This window comes from Streptomyces sp. NPDC003036 (genome assembly GCF_040611175.1).
Taxonomy (GTDB): Bacteria; Actinomycetota; Actinomycetes; order Streptomycetales; family Streptomycetaceae; genus Streptomyces.
Genome location: NZ_JBEXNO010000002.1, coordinates 250,896 through 270,712, shown reverse-complemented (window position 1 = coordinate 270,712; position 19,817 = coordinate 250,896). Strand labels below are relative to the sequence as shown.

At 73.6% G+C, this 19,817-nt stretch carries 16 protein-coding genes; 8 read left to right on the top strand and 8 right to left on the bottom strand.

Translation table 11 applies throughout. The features are described 5' to 3' along the window. Window positions 1–197: 197 nt before the first annotated feature. The 6 genes from ABZX67_RS02875 to ABZX67_RS02850 all read right to left on the bottom strand — a co-directional run bounded on the left by ABZX67_RS02875 (window position 198) and on the right by ABZX67_RS02850 (window position 8,501). Window positions 198–1,235 (bottom strand): helix-turn-helix domain-containing protein, encoded by a 1,038-nt coding sequence (locus ABZX67_RS02875; protein WP_355353425.1) that lies wholly within the window; start codon window positions 1,233–1,235, stop codon window positions 198–200. 231 nt (window positions 1,236–1,466) lie between these two features. Beyond that, window positions 1,467–2,384 carry a UTP--glucose-1-phosphate uridylyltransferase GalU gene (gene galU, locus ABZX67_RS02870; protein WP_355353422.1) on the bottom strand — a complete coding sequence of 306 codons (918 nt, stop codon included), beginning with the start codon at window positions 2,382–2,384 and terminating at the stop codon, window positions 1,467–1,469. A 201-nt stretch (window positions 2,385–2,585) separates the two neighbouring features. After that, complete coding sequence (locus ABZX67_RS02865) at window positions 2,586–3,197, bottom strand: helix-turn-helix domain-containing protein (RefSeq protein ID WP_355353419.1); 612 nt, start codon at window positions 3,195–3,197, stop codon at window positions 2,586–2,588. Further along, the gene (locus tag ABZX67_RS02860) at window positions 3,191–4,540 is read right to left on the bottom strand and encodes a hypothetical protein (RefSeq protein ID WP_355353416.1); all 1,350 of its coding nucleotides are present in this window, start codon (window positions 4,538–4,540) and stop codon (window positions 3,191–3,193) included. Before ABZX67_RS02860 ends, ABZX67_RS02865 begins: the two co-directional genes overlap by 7 nt. After that, complete coding sequence (treS, locus tag ABZX67_RS02855; protein WP_355353484.1) at window positions 4,537–6,321, bottom strand: maltose alpha-D-glucosyltransferase; 1,785 nt, start codon at window positions 6,319–6,321, stop codon at window positions 4,537–4,539. Before treS ends, ABZX67_RS02860 begins: the two co-directional genes overlap by 4 nt. A 5-nt stretch (window positions 6,322–6,326) precedes the next feature. After that, window positions 6,327–8,501, bottom strand: coding sequence for a maltotransferase domain-containing protein (locus tag ABZX67_RS02850; protein WP_355353413.1), 2,175 nt, complete (start codon window positions 8,499–8,501; stop codon window positions 6,327–6,329). A gap of 250 nt (window positions 8,502–8,751) precedes the next feature. Here ABZX67_RS02850 and ABZX67_RS02845 point away from each other — a divergent pair, with 250 nt between their 5' ends. The 8 genes from ABZX67_RS02845 to ABZX67_RS02810 all read left to right on the top strand — a co-directional run bounded on the left by ABZX67_RS02845 (window position 8,752) and on the right by ABZX67_RS02810 (window position 17,824). Further along, window positions 8,752–9,579 carry a type 1 glutamine amidotransferase domain-containing protein gene (locus ABZX67_RS02845; protein ID WP_355353410.1) on the top strand — a complete coding sequence of 276 codons (828 nt, stop codon included), beginning with the start codon at window positions 8,752–8,754 and terminating at the stop codon, window positions 9,577–9,579. Beyond that, a complete protein-coding gene (locus tag ABZX67_RS02840) occupies window positions 9,569–11,203 on the top strand; it encodes a thiamine pyrophosphate-binding protein (protein WP_355353407.1) in 1,635 nt (544 codons plus the stop codon). Before ABZX67_RS02845 ends, ABZX67_RS02840 begins: the two co-directional genes overlap by 11 nt. Before the next feature lie 30 nt (window positions 11,204–11,233). Then, window positions 11,234–11,686, top strand: coding sequence for a nuclear transport factor 2 family protein (locus tag ABZX67_RS02835; protein ID WP_355353404.1), 453 nt, complete (start codon window positions 11,234–11,236; stop codon window positions 11,684–11,686). Between the two features lie 121 nt (window positions 11,687–11,807). After that, on the top strand, window positions 11,808–12,431 hold the full coding sequence (locus ABZX67_RS02830) for a DJ-1/PfpI family protein (RefSeq protein ID WP_355353401.1): 624 nt from the start codon (window positions 11,808–11,810) through the stop codon (window positions 12,429–12,431). Beyond that, on the top strand, window positions 12,428–14,299 hold the full coding sequence (locus tag ABZX67_RS02825) for an AGE family epimerase/isomerase (RefSeq protein WP_355353398.1): 1,872 nt from the start codon (window positions 12,428–12,430) through the stop codon (window positions 14,297–14,299). The genes ABZX67_RS02830 and ABZX67_RS02825 overlap by 4 nt, the downstream gene beginning before the upstream one ends. Further along, window positions 14,296–14,673, top strand: coding sequence for an STAS domain-containing protein (locus ABZX67_RS02820; protein ID WP_355353395.1), 378 nt, complete (start codon window positions 14,296–14,298; stop codon window positions 14,671–14,673). Before ABZX67_RS02825 ends, ABZX67_RS02820 begins: the two co-directional genes overlap by 4 nt. After that, entirely contained in the window at window positions 14,670–17,174 is a 2,505-nt protein-coding gene (locus ABZX67_RS02815) for a sugar phosphate nucleotidyltransferase (protein ID WP_355353392.1), read from the top strand. Before ABZX67_RS02820 ends, ABZX67_RS02815 begins: the two co-directional genes overlap by 4 nt. A gap of 143 nt (window positions 17,175–17,317) precedes the next feature. Then, on the top strand, window positions 17,318–17,824 hold the full coding sequence (locus tag ABZX67_RS02810) for a MarR family transcriptional regulator (RefSeq protein ID WP_355353389.1): 507 nt from the start codon (window positions 17,318–17,320) through the stop codon (window positions 17,822–17,824). Here the strand turns inward: ABZX67_RS02810 and ABZX67_RS02805 are convergent. Both ABZX67_RS02805 and ABZX67_RS02800 read right to left on the bottom strand, forming a co-directional pair. Next, window positions 17,821–18,789: a Gfo/Idh/MocA family oxidoreductase gene (locus ABZX67_RS02805; RefSeq protein WP_355353386.1), complete on the bottom strand. Its 969-nt coding sequence runs from the start codon at window positions 18,787–18,789 to the stop codon at window positions 17,821–17,823. The genes ABZX67_RS02810 and ABZX67_RS02805 overlap by 4 nt on opposite strands. A 13-nt stretch (window positions 18,790–18,802) precedes the next feature. Continuing rightward, window positions 18,803–19,804, bottom strand: coding sequence for a zinc-binding dehydrogenase (locus tag ABZX67_RS02800; RefSeq protein WP_355353383.1), 1,002 nt, complete (start codon window positions 19,802–19,804; stop codon window positions 18,803–18,805). Window positions 19,805–19,817 lie beyond the last annotated feature (13 nt).

The following is a 19,817-nucleotide window of genomic DNA, read 5'->3' as shown; positions in this document are numbered from 1 at the left end:
TGAACTGCGCGACCAGCAACACCACCAGCACCAGCCGCTGCCGGCCCGTCATCCGAGGCGGACCGACAGTCCTCCCCTCACCAACCGACTTCACATCATCAATAACCGACATGGGGACGTTCCTCTCTGGGCACTTCTGGCACTGTCTTGGGGGGTCTTCCGGGGGGAAGCTTCTGGGCGGCGCGGCGCGGCGGACATCAGGTGTCACCGCCCTCCGCGCCGGAGCGGGAGCGCATCCTGATCGCCAAGTCCCGCCAGACCGCGGCGCACTGGTCGGCGGCCGCCGCGACCATGGCCGCGCGGTGCGCCGGCACGGCGGCGAGGATCTGCTGCCGCCGGCGGGTACCGGCCACCTGGACGTCGAACATCCGCAGGAGCAGGCGTCCGGCGTCGCTCAGCCGGAGCGCCGGGTCCTGGCAGAGGTTCCTGACCAGGGCCTCCAGCCCCTGACCGGGCCCGCCGTCACCCGACGTGGGGAGTGCGGCGGACACCCTCGGGGCCTGCTCCGGGACGGCCTTGCGTTCCGCCTCGCGCTGGCGCGGCGGCACCGGGTCCTCGCCGTCGCCGGTCCGCCGCCGTACGTCACGGACCGTGCCGGGCGACAGGCCCGTGCGCTCCGCGATGGCCCGCAGGGACGCGCCCGGGTCCTCGGCGATGAGGCGGGCGGCGGCCCTGCGGCTCTCGGCGGTGCTGAGCGGGCGGACGCGGCCGTCCTGGCCGATCCGGTGGGTGGCGGCCTCGTCCGGTGGAGCCGTCCGCCGGCGCAGCGCGCCGACGGTCGCGGCGGCGAGCCCGGTGCGGGACGCCACGGCCCGGTCCGACCACTGGGGGTGGGCGGCGAGGATGCGCGCCGCCGCGGCCGTCCGGTCGGCGAGGGTCAGCGGCAGGCCGTGCAGGGTGTTGGACTCGACGGCGAGGACGAACGCGTCCTCGCTGCTGCCGTCGAAGAACCGCACGTCGATGAGGCGCTGTCCGCGCAACCGCGCGGCCCGCAGCCGGTGCGTGCCGTCGATCACCCGCATGGTGGGCCGGTGCACCACGATCGGGGGCAGCGGGTCGCCGCAGGCCGCGAGGGCCTGGGCGTGTCCCAGGTCCTCGCCCCCGGTGCGCGGTGAGTCGGCGGGCAGCAGGTCGTCGACCGGGATCCGGTGCACACGCTGGTCCACACGCCGGTCCACCGCCTCGTGCAGGGGACCCTCGTTCAGGGGCGTGGACGTGGACGTGGGCGTGGACATGGGCGGGCGCACCCCCTCGGGTGGTGGTGTGGTCGGGTGTCAGGTCGCCCTGCGTCCGTCGGTGTTCCGGCCGGATCGGGCACGACAACGAGATTACGTAGATACCGTTCGGTATGCCGCCCTGGCAGGGCCTGCCGGATACGACCTTGGCAACTTGCCCAAGAGGACCGCCCGTTGTGGTGTGCAACCGTGCACCTTGCGCGGTCGCACACCACACGCGCCCCGTGCGGCTCAGCCGACCGGGACGAGCAGCTCCTGCGCCACGTACTCCCCCAGCCAGGCGCGGAAGTCCCGCCCGAGGTCCTCGCGTTCGCAGGCGAGGCGGACCGTCGCCTGGAGGAAGCCGAGCCGGTCGCCCGTGTCGTAGCGCCGTCCGGAGAAGACGACGCCGTGCACCGGGCCGGCGTCCTCGCGCACCGCCAGTTCGCGCAGGGCGTCCGTGAGCTGGATCTCGCCGCCGCGACCGGGCGCCGTGCGGCGCAGCACGTCGAAGATCTCCGGGTCGAGTACGTACCGGCCGATCACGGCGTAGTTGCTGGGCGCTTCGCCCGGGGCGGGCTTCTCCACGAGGTCGGTGACGCGCACCGTGTCGCCGCCACCGGTCGGCCGGACGGCCGCGCAGCCGTAGAGGTGGATCTGGTCGGGGTCGACCTCCATCAGCGCCACCACGCTGCCGCCGTACCGGGCCCGCACCTCGGCCATCCTGGCGAGCAGCGGGTCGCGGGGGTCGATCAGGTCGTCGCCGAGCAGGACGGCGAAGGGCTCACGGCCCACGTGCGGCGCCGCGCACAGCACCGCGTGACCCAGCCCCTTGGGGTCGCCCTGGCGTACGTAGTGGATGGAGGTGGCGAGCTCGGTGGGGGCGCAGACGCGGGCGAGCTTGTCCCGGTCGCCCTTGCGCGCGAGGGTCTCCTCGAGCTCGTAGTTGCGGTCGAAGTGGTCTTCCAGGGGGCGCTTGTTCCGCCCCGTCACCATGAGGACGTCCGTCATTCCGGCGGACACGGCTTCTTCGACCACGTACTGGATGGCGGGCTTGTCCACCACCGGCAGCATTTCCTTCGGGGTGGCTTTCGTGGCCGGCAGGAAACGCGTGCCGAGTCCCGCCACCGGGACGACTGCCTTCGTTATGCGGTGCGGAGTCGAATTCATGGGAAAAACGCTAGGCGGTGCGCGTGCGGCAGCTGAAGCAACTGCCGTGCCACCAGGCCGACTTCGGCAATTCGGCAAAGGCGCGCAAGGGCGCCGCCCCGGGCGCGCGGCCGCCCCGGCGGTCCCGGTCCTGCCGGGGCCGTCGGGGCGGCCGCCCCCACGTCAGAGCCGTGCGTCAGAGCCGCGCGTCAACGCCCCGGATCAGGCATTCGGGGCGCGCAGGCCGCGGAGGGCCAGTTCCCAGATGCGGGCGAGCTGGGCGTCGGCGGGGCACGGGGAGCCGTCCGGCTGGGGGAGGCCGTGCAGCCATTCGCGGACCTGCACCTCCGAGCCGGCGACCAGGTGGGCGACGAGCGCCGACACGGTGTCCGGTTCGACGCCCTGCCGCAGTTCGCCCTGCTCGTCGGCGCGTTCGGCCAGGTCCCGGGCGAGCGGCGCCCAGAGGGACGACCAGCTGCCCGCCGCGCTGCGCCAGCCGTCCCGCTCCAGCCGGGCGCAGGCGCGGACGAGGGACTTCTCCCGCAGCAGCCGGGCCAGCGTGACGGTCAGCGCGACCATCCGGTCCAGCGCCGGTGCCGGTTCGTCGGCCGGCCGCTCCAGCGCCGCCCGGGTGGCGGACCGGCCGCACGCGTGCACCGCCTCGGCGAGCTCGTCCTTGGTGGGGAAATGGAAGGTCAGCGCTCCCATGGATATTCCCGCGGATTTGCTCACCCTGGCCAGGGACGTGCCCTCGTAACCGTTCTTGTCGAATTCCTCGGCGGCCGCCACGACGAGGGAGTGCCGCGTCCGTACTGCTCGTTCTTGTTTCACCATGCTTGATTCCCGCTGTTCAGGTGTCCGTGCCGCACCAATTCTGCGACGGCCGCGAGCGGAAGACTGATCCGCTCGGGCCGGTGGTCGTGCTCGTACACCACTTCGTGTACGGCCCTGGCGAGGACGCAGGCCCGGAGCAGGAGCGCGTGCTCCCGCGGATCGAGGCCCGACACCCGCGCGTAGCCGTCGCAGAAGGCGTCCGCGCACCGGGCCGTCCAGTGGCTGGTGTCGGGTGCCCCGGCACAACGGGCCGCGTAGTCGAACGAACGCAGCATGCCCGCTATGTCGGACAAAGGCGAATGCAGGGCTCTGCGTTCGGCCAGGGGCACGCCCGGAGCGCCTTCGAAGTCCACCAGGATCCAGTCGGCGGAGGACCGCAGCAGCTGGCCGAGGTGCAGATCGCCGTGGACGCGCTGCACGGGCGGCCCGGAGGTCAGTGCGGCCAGGCGCTCGTAGGCGGCGCGCACCGCGGGCCGCAGCGGGCGCAGGGCCGCCACCCGCCGGGCGGCCGCGTCCAGGCCGGCGGTCAGGTCGCGGCGCAGCGCGGCGATGTCGCCGGCTCCGGTGGGCGCGGTGCCGAGCCGCCGTGCCAGGTCGGCGTGGACCCGGGCGACGGCCTCCCCCATGGCGCGCGCCTCCCGGACGAAGGCGCCGCGCGGCGCGCCGGCGCCCGGCGCCTTACCGGTGCCCGCCGCCGCGCAGGCCGCCGTGAAGCCGTCCGTCGCCTCCGGCAGGTAGTCCTGCACCGTGGCGTACGTGACCGGTTCGCCGTCGAGTTCGCCTTCCACGGCCCCGCGCAACTCGGTGACGTGCGGGTTGGCGGTGGAGCCGAGGGCCCGCAGCAGCTCCACGTCCGGGTTCGTACCGGTGCTGATCCGCCGGAAGATCTTCAGCAGGTACCGCTCGTCCACGACGACGGAGGTGTGGGTCTGCTCCACGCCCAGCGGCCTGCTGGATCCGGTGGCGGGTGCGGCCGGTGCGGCCGACGCGCCCGTGAGCCCCAGCAGCGCGCCGACGAGCGCGGAGTCGCCGACCGCCTCGTAGACGAAGAGGTCGTCCACCCCGGCGATCACGTACGGCTCCAGTTCCGGCGCGAGCACGGCCCGCATGCCCACCGGGACCTGGTAGTACTCGGGCGGGCCGCCGTCGGCGAAGGTGACGCGGAGCAGGAGCAGCACGCCGCGCGCCCCGCCGGTGCGGAGCGTGTCGCCGAACGCGGTGGTCCGCACGATCGACGCCCCCTCCGGGGGGCGGCCCTTGCTGCCGTACCAGCGCTGCCAGGGCACCCAGGCGGTCAGGGCACGCTCCAGCCGGAGGTGGAGGGTGTCCATGTCGACGGTCATGTGCGCGGTCCGTCCGCCGTGGGCGGGGGCGTGGGTGTGAGCGGTGGCGTGAGCGACAGCCAGTAGAAGCCGCGGCCCTGGAGGGAGAGCCGGTAGGGGTGGGCCCCGATCCGGGGGAAGGCGGCTCCGCCCAGCAGCTCGACGGGTACGGCTCCGGCCCACCGGTCCAGGTCCAGTTCGACGGGTTGGGGGTGGCGGGAGAGGTTGTTGACGCACAGCACCGTGTGGGCGGTGCCGTCGTGCTCGGTGTGGTGGCGGACGAAGGCGAAGACCGCGTCGTTGTCGGTGGGCACCTCGGTGAAGGTGCCGGGTCCGAAGGCCGGGTGCGCGCGCCGGGCGGCCAGCATGGCGCGCGTCCAGTGCAGCAGCGAGCCGCCGGAGCCCTGCTGGGCCTCGACGTTGACCGCCTGGTAGCCGTAGACCGGGTCCATGACGACCGGCAGGACGAGCCGGCCGGGGTCGCCGGTGGAGAAGCCGGCGTTGCGGTCGGGGCTCCACTGCATGGGGGTGCGGACGGCGTCCCGGTCGTCGAGCCAGATGTTGTCGCCCATGCCGATCTCGTCGCCGTAGTAGAGCACCGGCGACCCGGGCAGCGACAGCAGCAGCGCCGTGCACAGCTCCAGCTGGCCGCGGTCGCCGTCGAGGAGGGGCGCCAGGCGGCGCCGGATGCCGACGTTGACGCGCATCCTCGGGTCGCGGGCGTACTGCGCGTAGAGGTAGGCGCGCTCCTCGTCGGTGACCATCTCCAGCGTCAGCTCGTCGTGGTTGCGCAGGAAGATGCCCCACTGGCAGCCCTCCGGCAGCTCGGGGGTCTTGGCGAGGATCTCCGACAGGGGGCGGGCCGTCTCACGGCGTACGGACATGAACAGGCGCGGCATGAGGGGGAAGTGGAACGCCATGTGGCACTCGTCGCCGCCCGTGGACGTCTCGCCGAAGTAGTCGACGAGCTCCTCGGGGCGCTGGTTGGCCTCGGCGAGCAGCACCCGGCCGGGATACTCGTTGTCCAGCGTCTTGCGGACGAGCTTGAGGAAGTCGTGCGTGGCGGGGAGGTTCTCGCAGCTCGTGCCCTCCTGCGCGTACAGGTACGGCACGGCGTCCAGGCGGAAGCCGTCCACCCCGAGGTCGAGCCAGAAGCCGAGCGCGTCGAGCATGGCCGCCCGTACGGCCGGGTTCTCGTAGTTGAGGTCCGGCTGGTGACTGAAGAAGCGGTGCCAGTAGTACTGCTTGCGGACCGGGTCGAAGGCCCAGTTGGAGGTCTCGGTGTCGGTGAAGATGATCCGGGCGTCGGGGTAGCCGGTGTCGTCGTCGGCCCAGACGTAGAAGTCGCCGTACGGGCCGGACGGGTCGCGGCGTGACTCCTGGAACCACGGGTGCTGGTCGCTGGTGTGGTTCATGACCATGTCGATGATGACCCGGATGCCCCGGCTGTGGGCGGCGTCGAGCAGGTCGACGAAGTCGTCCAGCGTTCCGAAGTCCGGCCGCACACTGCGGTAGTCGGCGATGTCGTAGCCGCCGTCGCGCAGCGGCGAGCAGTAGAAGGGCGGCAGCCACAGGCAGTCCACGCCGAGCCACTGGAGGTAGTCCAGCCGCCGGGTCAGCCCCTTCAGGTCGCCGATGCCGTCGCCGTCGCTGTCCTGGAAGGCGCTGACGAGGACCTCGTAGAAGACGGCTCGCTTGTACCAGTGGGGTGCGTACGGGAGCGGGGACGCGCGGCGCGCGGGCGGTCTCGGGGCCGGGCCGTCGGCGAGCACGCCGTGCAGGGACAGCGGCGGGAGTTCCATGAAGGTCACTGGTCGCTCCAGGTGAAGACGTGGGCCACGGACTGCTGGGGGTCGATCTTGAGGTCGAGTACGGGACCGAGCTCGGCGGTCCGGCCCGTCACCTCGTCGACGGCGTGGACGCGCCGGCCCGGGGCCAGGCCCAGGGCCGCCGTGTCGAGCCGTACGGTGGCCTGTTCCGTCTCGTCCGGGGTGAGGGTGACGGCGCACAGGACGGTGTCGCCGCTGACCGGGTCGCGCTTGGAGTAGACGAGGACCCGGTCGTTGCCGGTGGGGTGGAAGTGCAGCGAGCGGAGCTGCTGGAGGGCGGGGTGGCGGCGCCGGAGGGTGTTGAGGAGGGTGATCCAGGGTTCCAGCGAGGGGCCCGCGGCGGTGTGGTCGCGGGGGCGCAGTTCGTACTTCTCCGAGGCGCGGTACTCCTCCTCGCCCGGCACGAGCGGGTCGCTCTCGTACCGCTCGAACCCGCTGTACACGCCCCAGCTCGGCGACAGCGTGGCCGCCAGCGCCGCGCGCAGCGCGAAGACGGCCGGCTGCCCGGTCTGGAGGTGGACGGGGAGGATGTCGGGGGTGTTGACGAAGAAGTTGGGCCGGAACCAGGCGGCCGCCTCCCCCGACAGCTCGGTGAGGTAGTCGGTCAGCTCGCGCTTGCCCGTCTTCCAGGTGAAGTAGGTGTACGACTGGCTGAACCCGAGCTTCGACAGCCCGTGCTGGACGGCGGGCCGGGTGAACGCCTCCGCCAGGAACAGCACGTCGGGTTCGGTGGACTGGACGTCGCGGATCAGCCGGTGCCAGAAGTCCGGCGGCTTGGTGTGGGGGTTGTCGACGCGGAAGATCCGTACGCCCCGGCCGGTCCAGAAGCGGACGATCCGCAGGATCTCCGCGGAGAGGCCTTCGGGGTCGTTGTCGAAGTTCAGCGGGACGATGTCCTCGTACGTCTTGGGCGGGTTCTCCGCGCAGGCGATGGTGCCGTCGGGGCGGTGGGTGAACCACTCCGGGTGCTCGCGCAGCCAGGGGTGGTCGGGCGAGCACTGGAGGGCGAGGTCCATCGCCACCTCCAGGCCGGCGCGGCGGGCGGCGGCGACGAAGGCGTCGAAGTCCTCCAGGGTGCCGAGGTCCGGGTGGACCGCGTCGTGCCCGCCGGCCGCCGATCCGATGGCCCAGGGCGATCCGACGTCGCCGGGGGCGGCGCTCAGGGCGTTGTCGCGGCCCTTGCGGGCGGTGGTGCCGATGGGGTGGACCGGCGGCAGGTACACCACGTCGAAGCCCATGCGGGCGATCCGGGGCAGCTCGCCGACGGCCGTCCGGAAGGTGCCGTGCCGCGGGGTGCCGTCGGCGGCCCGCCCTCCGGTGGAGCGGGGGAAGAACTCGTACCAGCTGCCGTACAGCGCCCGGCGCCGCTCCACGCGCACGCGGTACGCCGGACTGTCGGCCGCCAGGGCGCGCAGCGGGTGCCGGTCCATGACGGCGCGCACGGCGGGGCTCAGCGCGGCGAAGAGCGCCTCGGAGCCGGTCACGGCGGTCGCGCCGGTCGCGCCGGTCGCACCGGTCGCACCGCGCAGCGCGTGGGCGGCCCGGAGCAGCGCCTGGGCCGCGGCGGCAGGGGGCGGTGCGGTCGTATCGGCACCCCGCGTCGCGTCGGCACCACGCGGCACCTCGGCCTCAGCCGCCACGTGAACCCCGGCCGCAGCTCCGGTGCCGGGAACCATCTCGGCGTGGTGCGCCTCGACGACCCCAGCCGCGGCTGCGGCACCGGGCGCCCCCTCGGCGCCACGCGGCGCCGCCTCCTCGGTGACGAGCCGCGCCGTCTGGTCCAGGAGCCTGGCGCCCGTCTCCGGGTCGCCCGACCCGCCGGGCGGGAGGCCGGCCGCGCGGCGGGCCTCCGCCGCCTGCAGCCAGGTCTGCCACGGGTCCGTCCAGGCCCGGATCCGGAAGGTGAACTCGCCCGTGCCCTCGGGCACGATCACGGCCCGCCACCGGTCGGCCTCCGGGTCCGACAGTCGCAGCGGTATCTCGCGGCAGGACCCGTCCGGGCCGGTCCACAGCACCGCGGCGGCGAGCGCCTCATGGCCCTCGCGCCACACGGTCGCCTCCACGGGCAGGGCTTCGCCCACCACCGCTTTGGCGGGAAAGCGCCCCAGACCGACGACCGGTGACACGTCGTCGATGAACAGTCGGCCGCTCATGTCCGCCCCCTCTCACGGCTCGCACTGATGCACTCGGTATGTCCGGGGAGAACGGGCGTGCGGCGCGCCCCGTTTCCGTTGCGCGGGAATCCCCGCTACTTCGGCAACTCGCTCCAGTGTCACCAACGCGCCGGGCGTGTCTTGCCGATGGCGTACTCCTGAGGTTTGACTCAAACTCCACGTTGTCCCGGCACACCGGACGCCGAATTCCGCCATGCCGCCGGGCTTTTTCCACCGCATGGAGCCTTTCGTGTCCCAACGCATTCTCGTGGCCCTGTCCGAATACGGTTACTGGGGTGAGGAACTGGTCGGCCCGCTCGACGTGTTCGACGCCCGCGGCTACCGCACCACGTTCCTCACGCCCACCGGGAAGCGGGCGCACGCGCTGCCACCGAGTCTCGATCCGCACTACCTGGACCCTCCGCTGGGGCGTACGGTCACCACCGCCGACATGGCCCGGCGCGCCCGTGAGCTGGACGGGTCCGACCGGCTCGACCAGCCGCTGTCGCTGGCCGGACTGCTCCCCGAGCGCCCGTACCTCAGCGCGCTGAACCACCTCCGGGAGCTGGAGGAGTACCACCGCCGGCTCGCCGCGGTCACCGACGACCTGCTCGCCGGATTCGACGCCCTCGTCATCGTCGGGGGCAGCGGCCCGATCGTGGACCTCGCCAACAACGAGCGGCTCCACGAGATCATCCTGGCGTTCGCGGCGGCGGACCGGCCGATCCTCGCGGAATGCTACGGAGTGGCGGCGCTGGCATTCGCGCGTGACCCGGAGACCCGCACCAGCCTGCTGTGGGGCAAACACGTCACCGGGCACCCGAAGGAATACGACTACAAGGACGGGACCGGTTTCCTCGGAACCGATTTCGTGATGGGGCCGCCGCCCTATCCCCTGGAGTACATCCTCCGGGACGCCACCGGGCCGGACGGCGGATTCCACGGGAACGTCGGCAAGGAGACCTCGGTCGTCGTCGACTTCCCGTTCGTCACGGCCCGTTCGACGCCGGACTCGACCCTGGCCGGCGAGTTGCTGGCCGAGGTCCTGGACGGGGGGCTGCGCCGCCATGGCTGGTGAGGTGGAGCCGCGCCCCGCCAAGGCCGCGCTCTTCGAGCAGTTCGCCGCCGACGGCCTCCGCCACATGTTCGGCAACCCCGGCACGGTGGAGCAGGGCTTCCTCGACCTCGTCGACGCTGGAGACACGTCGTACGTCCTCGCCCTGCACGAAGGCGTGGCGGTGGCCATGGCCGACGGCTACGCCCGCGCCTCGGGGCGCCCGGCGCTCGTGCAGCTGCACAGCAGCGCGGGACTCGGCAACGCGATCGGCATGCTCTACCAGGCCCTGCGCGGCGGCTCCCCGCTGGTCGCGCTGGCGGGCGAGGCGGGCCTGCGGTACGACGCGATGGACGCGCAGATGGCCGCCGACCTGGTGGCGATGGCCGCGCCCGTCACCAAGTACGCCACCCGGGTCGTGCACCCGGACTCGGTGCTGCGGGTGCTGCGCCGTGCCGTGAAGATCGCAGCGACGCCCCCGCGCGGCCCCGTGCTGGTGGTGCTGCCGGCCGATGTCCTGGAGGAGCTCACGGACGAGCAGGCCGTTCCCGCCCCGGTCCCGGTGACGCGTTCCGTACCGGACGCGGCGACCACGCGGGAGGCGGCCGACCTGCTGCTCGCCGGGGAGCGGCCGTTGATCCTCATGGGCGACGGCGTCGCCGTCAGCGGGGCGCAGCGGGAGCTCACGGACGTCGCGGAGCGGCTGGGCGCACGGGTCTGGGGGGTGAACTCCTCCGAGGTCAACATGGACACCACGCACCCGCTCTTCGGCGGTGTCCTCGGACACATGTCGGGCGACGACAGCGCCCGTGTGGTGGCCGGGGCCGACGCCGTGCTGATCGTGGGCACGTACGTGTTCCCCGAGGTCTTCCCCCGGCTGGCGAGCCCCTTCCGGCCCGGAGCGCGGCTGGTCCACATCGACGCCGACCCGTACGAGATCGCCAAGAACTTCCCCGTCGACCTGGGCGTGGCCGCCGACCCGAAGGCGGCGCTGGGTGCCCTCGCGGCCGAGCTGGACCGCCGGGGCCGCCAGGGCCGTACGGCCGCCGTGTCCAGGGAGGGACGGGGTACGGCCCCGGCGACAACAGCGCCCTCCATGATGGAACGTTTCTGCAAGGCGCTGGCCGCCCGGGCACCGCACAACCTGGCCGTGTTCGACGAGGCGTTGACCGCCTCCGGGGACCTGGTGCGGCATCTGCCTCCCCGCGTCCCGGGCACGTACTTCCAGACCCGGGGCGGCTCCCTGGGCGTCGGGATCCCCGGTGCCCTGGGCGTGAAGCTCGCACGGCCGGACCTGGAGGTGGTCGGCTTCACCGGGGACGGCGGCAGCATGTACACGATCCAGGCGCTGTGGACCGCCGCCCGGTACGGCATCGACGCCACCTTCGTCATCTGCAACAACGGCCGTTACCGGCTGCTCGATCTGAACCTCGGCGTCTACCGCGGGGCGCGGCCCGACGGCAGGCGGCAGGCCGACCTGCCGTCGGCGTTCGACCTGTCCCGGCCCGCCATCGGCTTCACCGGACTGGCGCAGTCCCTCGGCGTGCCGGCGGTGCGCGTGGAGACCCCCGACCAGATCGGCCCGGCGATCGACACGGCGCTGAGCGGCACCGGCCCGTTCCTGATCGATCTCGTCACCGCGTACTGACTCCCCCCCGTTACGGAGAAGAGACCACCCATGCCCCCTGTCACCGGCCTCCTTACCCGGTCCGCCGTGGAACGGACCGTCACCGACTGGTACGCCGCCCTCGACCGGCACGCCCCCGTCGAGGAGGTGCTGCACCACCTGGTCCCGCGCGGACTCGTCATGCGCTTCCCCGAGGGCACCGTCCGGGGGCTGTCCGGCTTCCGCTCCTGGTACCGCAAGGTCTGCGCGCTGTACTTCGACGAGCTGCACCGGGTCGACGCGGTCGCCGTCCGCCCGGTCACCCCGCTCAGCGCGGAGGTCGAGGTCACCGTCAACTGGCGCACGCGCGTGTGGAGCCCGCCCGACGCGTACAGCCGGACCCTCGACTTCGACGCCCGGCAGACCTGGTCGGTCGTGCTGCTCGACGGCCGGCCCCGCATCCGCGCCTACACCGTGGACGCCCTCACGCCCCGGCCCGGGCTTCCGGCCCCGGCCCCCGCGTGACGCCCCTTCCGAACCGACCCTTCCGAACCACCCCTTCCGAACCGACCCTCCCGTTCAGCCCCTCCCGTTCAGCCCCTTCCGTTCGACCTTCCGTACTTCTCACCCGCGGGGGAATGTGAGCATGGCAAGCATCAGGCCGCTGCCGGACGGCCCCCTGGCCGGCAAACGCATCGGCGTCCTCATGGAGAACGACTTCGCCGAGGACGAGATCGCCTACTTCGAGCGGCGGTTCGCCGAGGAGGGCGCCCACGTCGAGCTGCTGACCCGGCTGTGGGGCCGTGACTCCCTCACCTTCCACGGGCACGTCCACCGCGGCGAGGTCCGCGTGACGGGCGACCTGGAGGCCCTCGGCTACCACGAACTGTCCCGGCTGTCCGCGCTGGTGGTACCGGGCGGGATGGTCGCCGACCGGCTGCGCTACAGCGAGGACGTCGGCCGCGAGGCGCCCGCCGTACGGCTGATGCGGCGCGCCTTCGGCATCCCGCACCTGGTGAAGGCGTTCTCCTGCCACGGCCTGCTGCTGCTGTCGGCGGCCAAGGAGCTGATCCGGGGCCGCCCGGTGACCTGCCACAACAACCTCGTCGCCGACGTCCGCAACATGGGCGCCGACTACCTGGACCAGGACCTGGTGGTGGACGGCGACCTCATCACCTCGCGCAGCGCGGACCACTGCCACCTGCTGGCGCGCACCGTGATCGAGACGCTGGCCCGTCCCGGGGGAGCCGCCGCGGGAGCCGCCGCGTGAGCGCCGTACAGAGCCTCGTGGCGTCGTTCTCCGACACGATGGCCGGCTACGTCGAGCAGTACGCGGGCGACCGCCTGACGCTGCGCACCCTGGGCGGCGCGCCGGTGACGCTGGAGGTCACCGCGGCCACCTCCGCCCAGCGGCTGCGCAACCTCGGCGAGCCGTACCAGGACGTGACCGACCGGCTGGCGGAGCACCTGGTACCGGGCGCCCTGGTGTTCAGCTACGGGCCGGTCTACCACGGCGGCCCGGAGGGTCCGCGCTGCCAGGTCGACCACCTCGTCGTGGCGGGCGGCCCCGGAAGGCCGTACCCGCACCCGCACGAGGAGCCCGGGTGGTGGACCGCCCAGCTGCGGCGGCTCGCCGGCTTCTACCACCGCTCCCAGTTCGGCGGCGGCCCGGCCGACTTCGGGCAGTACCGCACCGAACTGCGCGGCGGCGGCGAGAAGTCCGCGTACGGCGTACAGGAGACGGACACCATCTCGCGGCTCGTGTACGGGATGGCCACCACCTACCTGCTCACCGGCGACGAGACCTACCTCGACACCGCCGAGCGCGGCTGCCGCTACCTCCACGACCACCTGCGCTTCCACGACAGGGCGGAAGACGTCGTGTACTGGTACCACGGCATCGAGAAGCACCCGCTCGGCGAGCGGAAGCTGTTCGCCTCGGAGTTCGGCGACGAGCACCGGGCCCTGCCCGCGTACGAGCAGATCTACGCGCTCGTCGGCCTGGCCCAGACGTACCGGATCACCGGCGACCCGGTGGTCCGGGCGGACATCGACGGCACCGTACGGCTCTTCGAGCGCTTCTACGCCGACCGCAGGCTCGGCGGCTACTACTCCCACATCGACCCGGTCACCCTCAGCCCGCACGTCGACAGCCTGGGCCCCAACCGGTCCCGCAAGAACTGGAACTCCGTCGGGGACCACGCGCCCGCGTACCTCATCAACCTCTACCTGGCCACCGGCGACGAGCGCCATCTGCGCATGCTGGAGCACACCTTCGACATGATCGTCGAGCACATGCCGGAGCGCGGCGGCGCCAGCCCCTTCGTCAACGAGCGCTTCCACGCCGACTGGTCCCCCGACCACCACTGGGGCTGGCAACGGAACCACGCGGTGGTCGGCCACAACCTGAAGATCGTCTGGAACCTGCTGCGCATGCAGTCGGCCCGCCCCAAGCGCGAGTACCGGGCGCTGGCCGAGCGCCTCGGCGCCCTGCTGCCCGACATCGGTCGGGACGGCCAGCGCGGCGGCTGGTACGACCTCATGGAGCGCGAGCCGCGCGACGGCCGGCACGCCTTCGCGTACCACGACCGCAAGGCCTGGTGGCAGCAGGAGCAGGCGATCCTCGCCTACCTGCTGCTGGCCGCCCACACGGACGACGCCGGGCACCTGCGGCACGCGCGCGAGGCCGCCGCCTTCTACAACGCCTTCTTCCTCGACCACGACGCCGGCGCCGTCCACTTCACCGTGCTCGCCCAGGGCATCCCGTACGCGGTCGGCAACGAACGCCTCAAGGGCAGCCACGCGATGTCCATGTACCACAAGGCGGAGCTCTGCTACCTCGCCGAGGTGTACCAGCGGCTGCTGATCCAGGGCGAGCCGCTGGAGCTCTGGTACAAGCCGCGGCCGGACGCCGCGCTCCCGGGACGCGTCCTGCGGGTCGCGCCCGACCTCCTGCCGCCCGGAAAGGTCCTCCTGGACCGGGTGCTGATCGACGGCGAGCCCTGGTCCGACTTCGACGCCGAGGCCATGGCCGTACGGCTGCCCGACACCGCCGGCCGGCCGACGGTACGGGTCCGCCTGCGGCCCGCCGCACCCGTGCCCGCATCCGCCCCCGCACGAAAGGGATCCGGCCGATGACCTTCGACGCTTATCTCTCCGTCTCCGGACGGACCGCCGTCATCCACCTGTCCGGGAAGCTCACCGACGCGCGTGTGCCGGCCCTGCGCGCCCTGCTGGGCCAGGCCGTACGGCAGCCGGTGGACCGCCTCGTCCTCAGGGTGGGCGAGCTCGCCTCGCTCACCGCGGGCGGAGTGCGCTGTGTCGCCCTGGCCCAGCAGGAGCTGGCCCCCGGCACCGACCTGGTCCTGGAGGGCGCCCGGGACGAAGTCCTGTCCGCGCTGCGCCTGGGGGGCGTCGACGCCCCCTCCCTGCCGGCCGCCCTGCCCGTTCCGCCCGAAACCGCTCCCTACCCGCTGCACCGCCACCCGTCCGAAAGGAGTCTTTCCCTGTGAAGGCTGTTGTGATGGCCGGAGGCGAGGGCACCCGCCTGCGCCCCCTGACCACGTCCGTGCCCAAGCCGCTGCTCCCCGTCGGCGAACGACCCATCATGGAACACGTACTGAGGCTGCTGCGCAGACACGGCGTCACGGAGACCGTGGTCACCGTCCAGTTCCTCGCCCACCTCATCGAGGAGCGGTTCGGGGACGGCTCGGACCTCGGCATGTCCCTCACGTACGCCCACGAGGAGACCCCGCTCGGGACGGCCGGCAGCGTCAAGAACGCCGAGCACGAGCTGGGCGGCGCCCCCTTCCTGGTGATCTCCGGCGACGCCCTCACCGACATCGACCTGTCGGCGCTGATACGCCACCACCGGGAGCGTCGGGCGATGGTCACCGTCTGCCTGACCCGCGTGCCCGATCCGCTGGAGTTCGGCGTCACCGTGGTCGGCGAGGACGGCCGCGTCGAGCGCTTCCTGGAGAAGCCGACGTGGGGCGAGGTGTTCTCCGACACGGTCAACACCGGCATCTACGTGATGGAGCCGGAGGTGCTGGCCCAGGTGCCGGCCGGGGAGCCGGTCGACTGGTCCGGTGACGTCCTGCCCCGGCTGATCGCCCAGGGGGCGGCCGTCCACGGCTACGTCGCCGACGGCTACTGGCAGGACGTCGGCACCCTGGACGGCTACCGGCAGGCCCAGACCGACCTGCTGGACGGCCGCGTGGACTCGGGCGTCCCCGGCACCGAGATCATGCCCGGTGTGTGGGTGGCCGACAGCGCCTGGGTCGACCCGGAGGCCGACGTCCGCGGCCCGGTGGTCATCGGCGAGCACGCGCGGATCGCCGCCGGGGCGCGGGTGCACGAGCACTCGGTGATCGGCGCCCACAGCGTCGTCGAGCCCGGCGCCCACCTCCACCGGGCGGTGCTCCACCCGCACGCGTACGCCGGGGCGCACACCTCCCTGCGCGGGTGCGTCGTGGGCCGCAACACGACCGTCCGGCGCTCCGCGCGCCTGGAGGAGGGCGTGGTCGTCGGCGAGAACTCCCGGGTGGGCGAGGACGCGGTGGTGTCGGCGGGCGTCGTCGTCAACCCGGCGAAGACCATCGGCCCGGGCGCCGTGATCGGCACCGACCTCCTCTGGGACGGCCAGGGCTCACGCGCCCTGTTCGGGCCGGAGGGCGTCAGCGGTGTCGTCAACGTCGACCTCACGCCCGAACTGACCGTGCGGCTCGCCGGGGCGTACGCGACGACGGTGCCCCACGACGCCACCGTCACCGTCGCCCGCGACCACGCCCAGGGCTCGCGGGTGCTGGCCGCCGCGGTGGTCTCCGCGCTCCAGTCGAGCGGCGTGCACGTACGGGACCTGGGCCACGTCCCGGTGCCCGTCGCGCGGCGCGAGGCCGCGCTCACCGACGGCGGCGTCCTGCTGACGACGACGCCGGGCGCGGTCGACTCGGTGAGCCTGACGTTCCTCGACGCCCACGGCGTGGACCTGCCGCAGGCCGCGCAGCGCAAGCTGGAACGCCTGCTGGGCCAGGGGCAGTTCCGGCGGGCGCCCGCCGGGGAGTTCGGCGCGCTGCTGTCCGGCGAGGAGTCGGCGGCGACCGCGCTGAGCGCGTACACCGAGCGGCTGCTGAAGCGCGTCGACGCCGCGGCGATCCGCGAGCGCGCGCCCAAGGTCGTCGTGGACGCCGCGTTCGGCAGCGGCGCCCTGGTCCTGCCGGGCCTCCTGGACGGGCTCGGCGTCCGCGCCGTCACCCTCAACACCGGCCTCGACGACGAGCGCGCCACCGAGACGGCGGTCGAGCGCCGGGGCGCCCTGCGCTACCTCGGGGACGTCGTCGCCGCCAACCACGCGGACTTCGGCGTGCGGATCGACCCCACCGGCCAGCGCGTCTCCGTGGTGGACGAGCACGGCCGCGAGGTGTCCGACGAGACGCTGCTGCTCCTCATGGTGCAGCTGGTCTCGGCCGAACGGCCCGGCGGCACGGTCGTCCTGCCGCCCACCGTCAGCCGCGCCGCCGAGGGCGTCGCCGCCCGGCACGGCGGCCGCGTCCTGCGGACCTCCTCGGCCCCGGACCGGGCCATCCGCGCCGCCGAGGCCGCCGGGACCGTCCTCGCCGCCGACGGCCGGGGCGGCTTCGCGCTGCCGGAGAACTCCCCGTACCACGACGGGTTCGCCGCGCTCGCCCGCCTCACCGCTCTCCTCGCCCGGCGCGCCGCGCCGCTGAGCGCCCTGGTGGAGGCGGTGCCGCGCGTCTTTGTCCGCAGGCGCGAGCTCGCCACTCCGTGGGAGGCGAAGGGCACGGTCATGCGGCAGGTCGCGGAGGCGGCCGCCGGGCTCGAGGTGGACACCACCGAGGGCATCCGCGTGGTGGAGCCGGACGGCCGCTGGGCCCTGGTCCTGCCGGACGCCTCCCGCGCGGTCACCGGCGTCTGGGCGGAGGCCCCGAGCGCCGCGGCGGCCGACGCCCTGCTGACCCGCTGGGCGGAGGCGGTCTCCCGCTCCGCCGCCTGACCCGGGGCCCCCACGGGCGGCTCCCGAGGCACGCAGCCCCGGGAGCCGCCCGTGGGCGTGGTGTTCTCCTCGGGGTGTCCGCGCCTAGACTTCCCTCGCCCGCACAGGGGCGCATGGTCCCCACCACGGGGAGGAACCGGGAAGTGACGGACGTGGACGTGAGGGCGAGGCGGGGCGGTGGACGCACGGCCGCGGCGGCGGCGCGCAGCGCGCCGGCGGAACTGGCCGAGCAGGCCGCGCGGCTGACCGCCGCCATGGACGCCACCGTCAACGGCGAGGCCGCCCGCCACGGCCTGACCCGCGCCGACTTCGACGTCCTGGCCGCCCTGCGCGGCGCGGCCCCGGAGCACCGGCTGAAGCCGACGGAGCTGTCCGTCGTCTGCCGCCTGTCGTCCGGCGGGACCAGCAACGTGATCCGGCGGATGACCGAGTCCGGCTATGTCGTACGGGAAGCGGACCTGCGTGACGGGCGCAGTTCGTGGGCGCAGCTCACCGAGGAGGGCCTGCGCGTCTGCGAGCGGATCCAGGACACCGTGGACACCGTGCACGCACGCCGCCTCGCCGGGCTCCCTCCCGGCGTGGTCGACGCCCTGACGGCGCTGCTGTCACAGGCGGTCGGCGCCCTGGAGTCGGCGCCCGAGGGCTCTTAGGCCCGCACCCGTACGGGCCCGCCGCCCCGCGCGTCCGAGCGTTCCGCCGCCACCAGGACCGCGTCGACCAGAGCGGCTTCGGGCAGGGGGCAGACCGGGGGGCGGCCCGTTGTCGCCGCGGTGCGGAAGTCGGCGATCAAGGGCTGGTGCGGGTTGCCGGCGGGGGGCAGGACCTGGCGGCGGGTGCCGTGGGCGGTGGTGACGCACAGCCGGCCGGAGTCCAGGGGGTCGAGGGTCAGGGTGCGGCCGCCGCCCGTCATGGTGAGCAGGTCCACGGGCGGGGCCTGGTGGTCCCACTCCGTCAGGCAGTGGGCGCGGAGCCCGCGGGGCCATTCCAGGACGACCTCGGCGCGGCGTTCCGCTCCGGAGGGGAAGCGCCGGGTGAGCCGGGCCCGTACCGTCGCCGGGGTGCCGAAGAGCGTCAGCAGCAGGTCGAGGCGGTGGCTGCCCGCGTCGGCGAGTACCCCGCCGCCCGACACGGCGGGGTCCGTGCGCCATGCCATCGGGTGGGCGGGGCCGGGGGCGAAGGCGGTCCGGAAGCGGACCTCCACCCGCTCCGGGCGCCAGTCGCCGAGCTGTCGGCACACGGCGGCCACCGCCGGGGCGAGCCTGCGGTAGTACGCGGCTCCGGCGCACCCGGGGCCGGCGCCGTCCAGCCGTGCTCCGCCGGGGCGGAGGGTGCCGGCGAGGGGTTTCTCCACCAGGACGTGCAGGCCCGCCCGCAGGCCGGCGGCGGTCAGCGGTACGTGGTGGACGACGGGTGTGGCGACGTACAAGGCGTCGGCTCCGTCGAGCAGTTCCCCGGGCGCACCGGCCACCGAGGGGATGCCGAACCGTTCGGCGGTCCGTGCCGCGCGGAGCGGGTCCCGCCCCCACAGGCGGACCGGTTCCTCGCCCAGGGCGCGCAGGGCGGGCAGGACGCGGCGGACCACGACGTCGCCGTAGCCGGCGATGGCCCATTTCACCGCAGCGGCCCGATCACGGCAGGACCGCCACCTTCAGGGTGCGCGGCGGCGGGCCGTCGTAGGGAGCGTCCGTGCCGTCCGGGTACAGGGTGCGGCTCGCCGACAAGTGGTCCATGGCCTTGGGGAGTTCGGCGAGCGGGTAGGTGTGGGTGAGCAGTGCGGACAGGGGCAGCTCGGCGGGGCGGGAGTGGATGAGGCGCTCGGCGACCTGGAGCGCCTCGGCGCGTGCGCCGTCCAGGGGCTCCGCCGAGCTGTGCACGCGCAGTCCCTTGCGTTCCCACGTCACCAGGTCGACGGTGACGTGGGTGTCCACGTGGTGGGTGCCGAGCATGACGACGAGTCCGTTCTGCCGGACGAGGCGGACCGCGGAGTTGAGGGTGGTGGGGGTGCCCACCGCGTCGATGGCCACGTCGAAGTCGTCCCCGAGGGCGGCCAGCGCGTCCGCCGATCCGTCGACCTGGTGCACCGCGTCGGCGCCGAACCGGGTGGAGTGCCCGAGGCGCCAGTCGTCGAGGTCGGCGGCGGTGAGGTGCGAGGCGCCGCGCAGGGCCGCCATGCGCAGGGCGAGCAGCCCCACCGGTCCCTGGCCGAGGACCGCCACCCGGTCGCCGAGCCGGATGCCGCGGGTGGCGTGCACCACGAGCGGCAGCAGTTGCAGGATGGCGCCCTGCGCGAAGGGCACGGAGTCGGGCAGGGCGCCGACGGATATCTCGCGCGCCAGGGCGTATTCGGCGTAGCCGGTGGTCAACGGCGTACGGACGAAGACGCGTTGGCCTGCGGTCACGCGCGTGACGCCGGGTCCCGTCGCCGCCACCACACCGGCGATCTCGTGGCCGAAGCAGCCCTGCGAGCAGTGTTCGCGCAGTCCGTAGTAGTGGTAGTAGGCGAGGTCGCTGCGGTTGCAGACGGTGCAGGCGTGGACGCGTACCAGTACTTCGAGAGGGCCCGGTACGGGTACGGGGGCATCGGTGGCGAGCCGTATGTCCCGGCGGCCGACGAGTTCGTATCTCTGCATGGCGGGGTCTCCT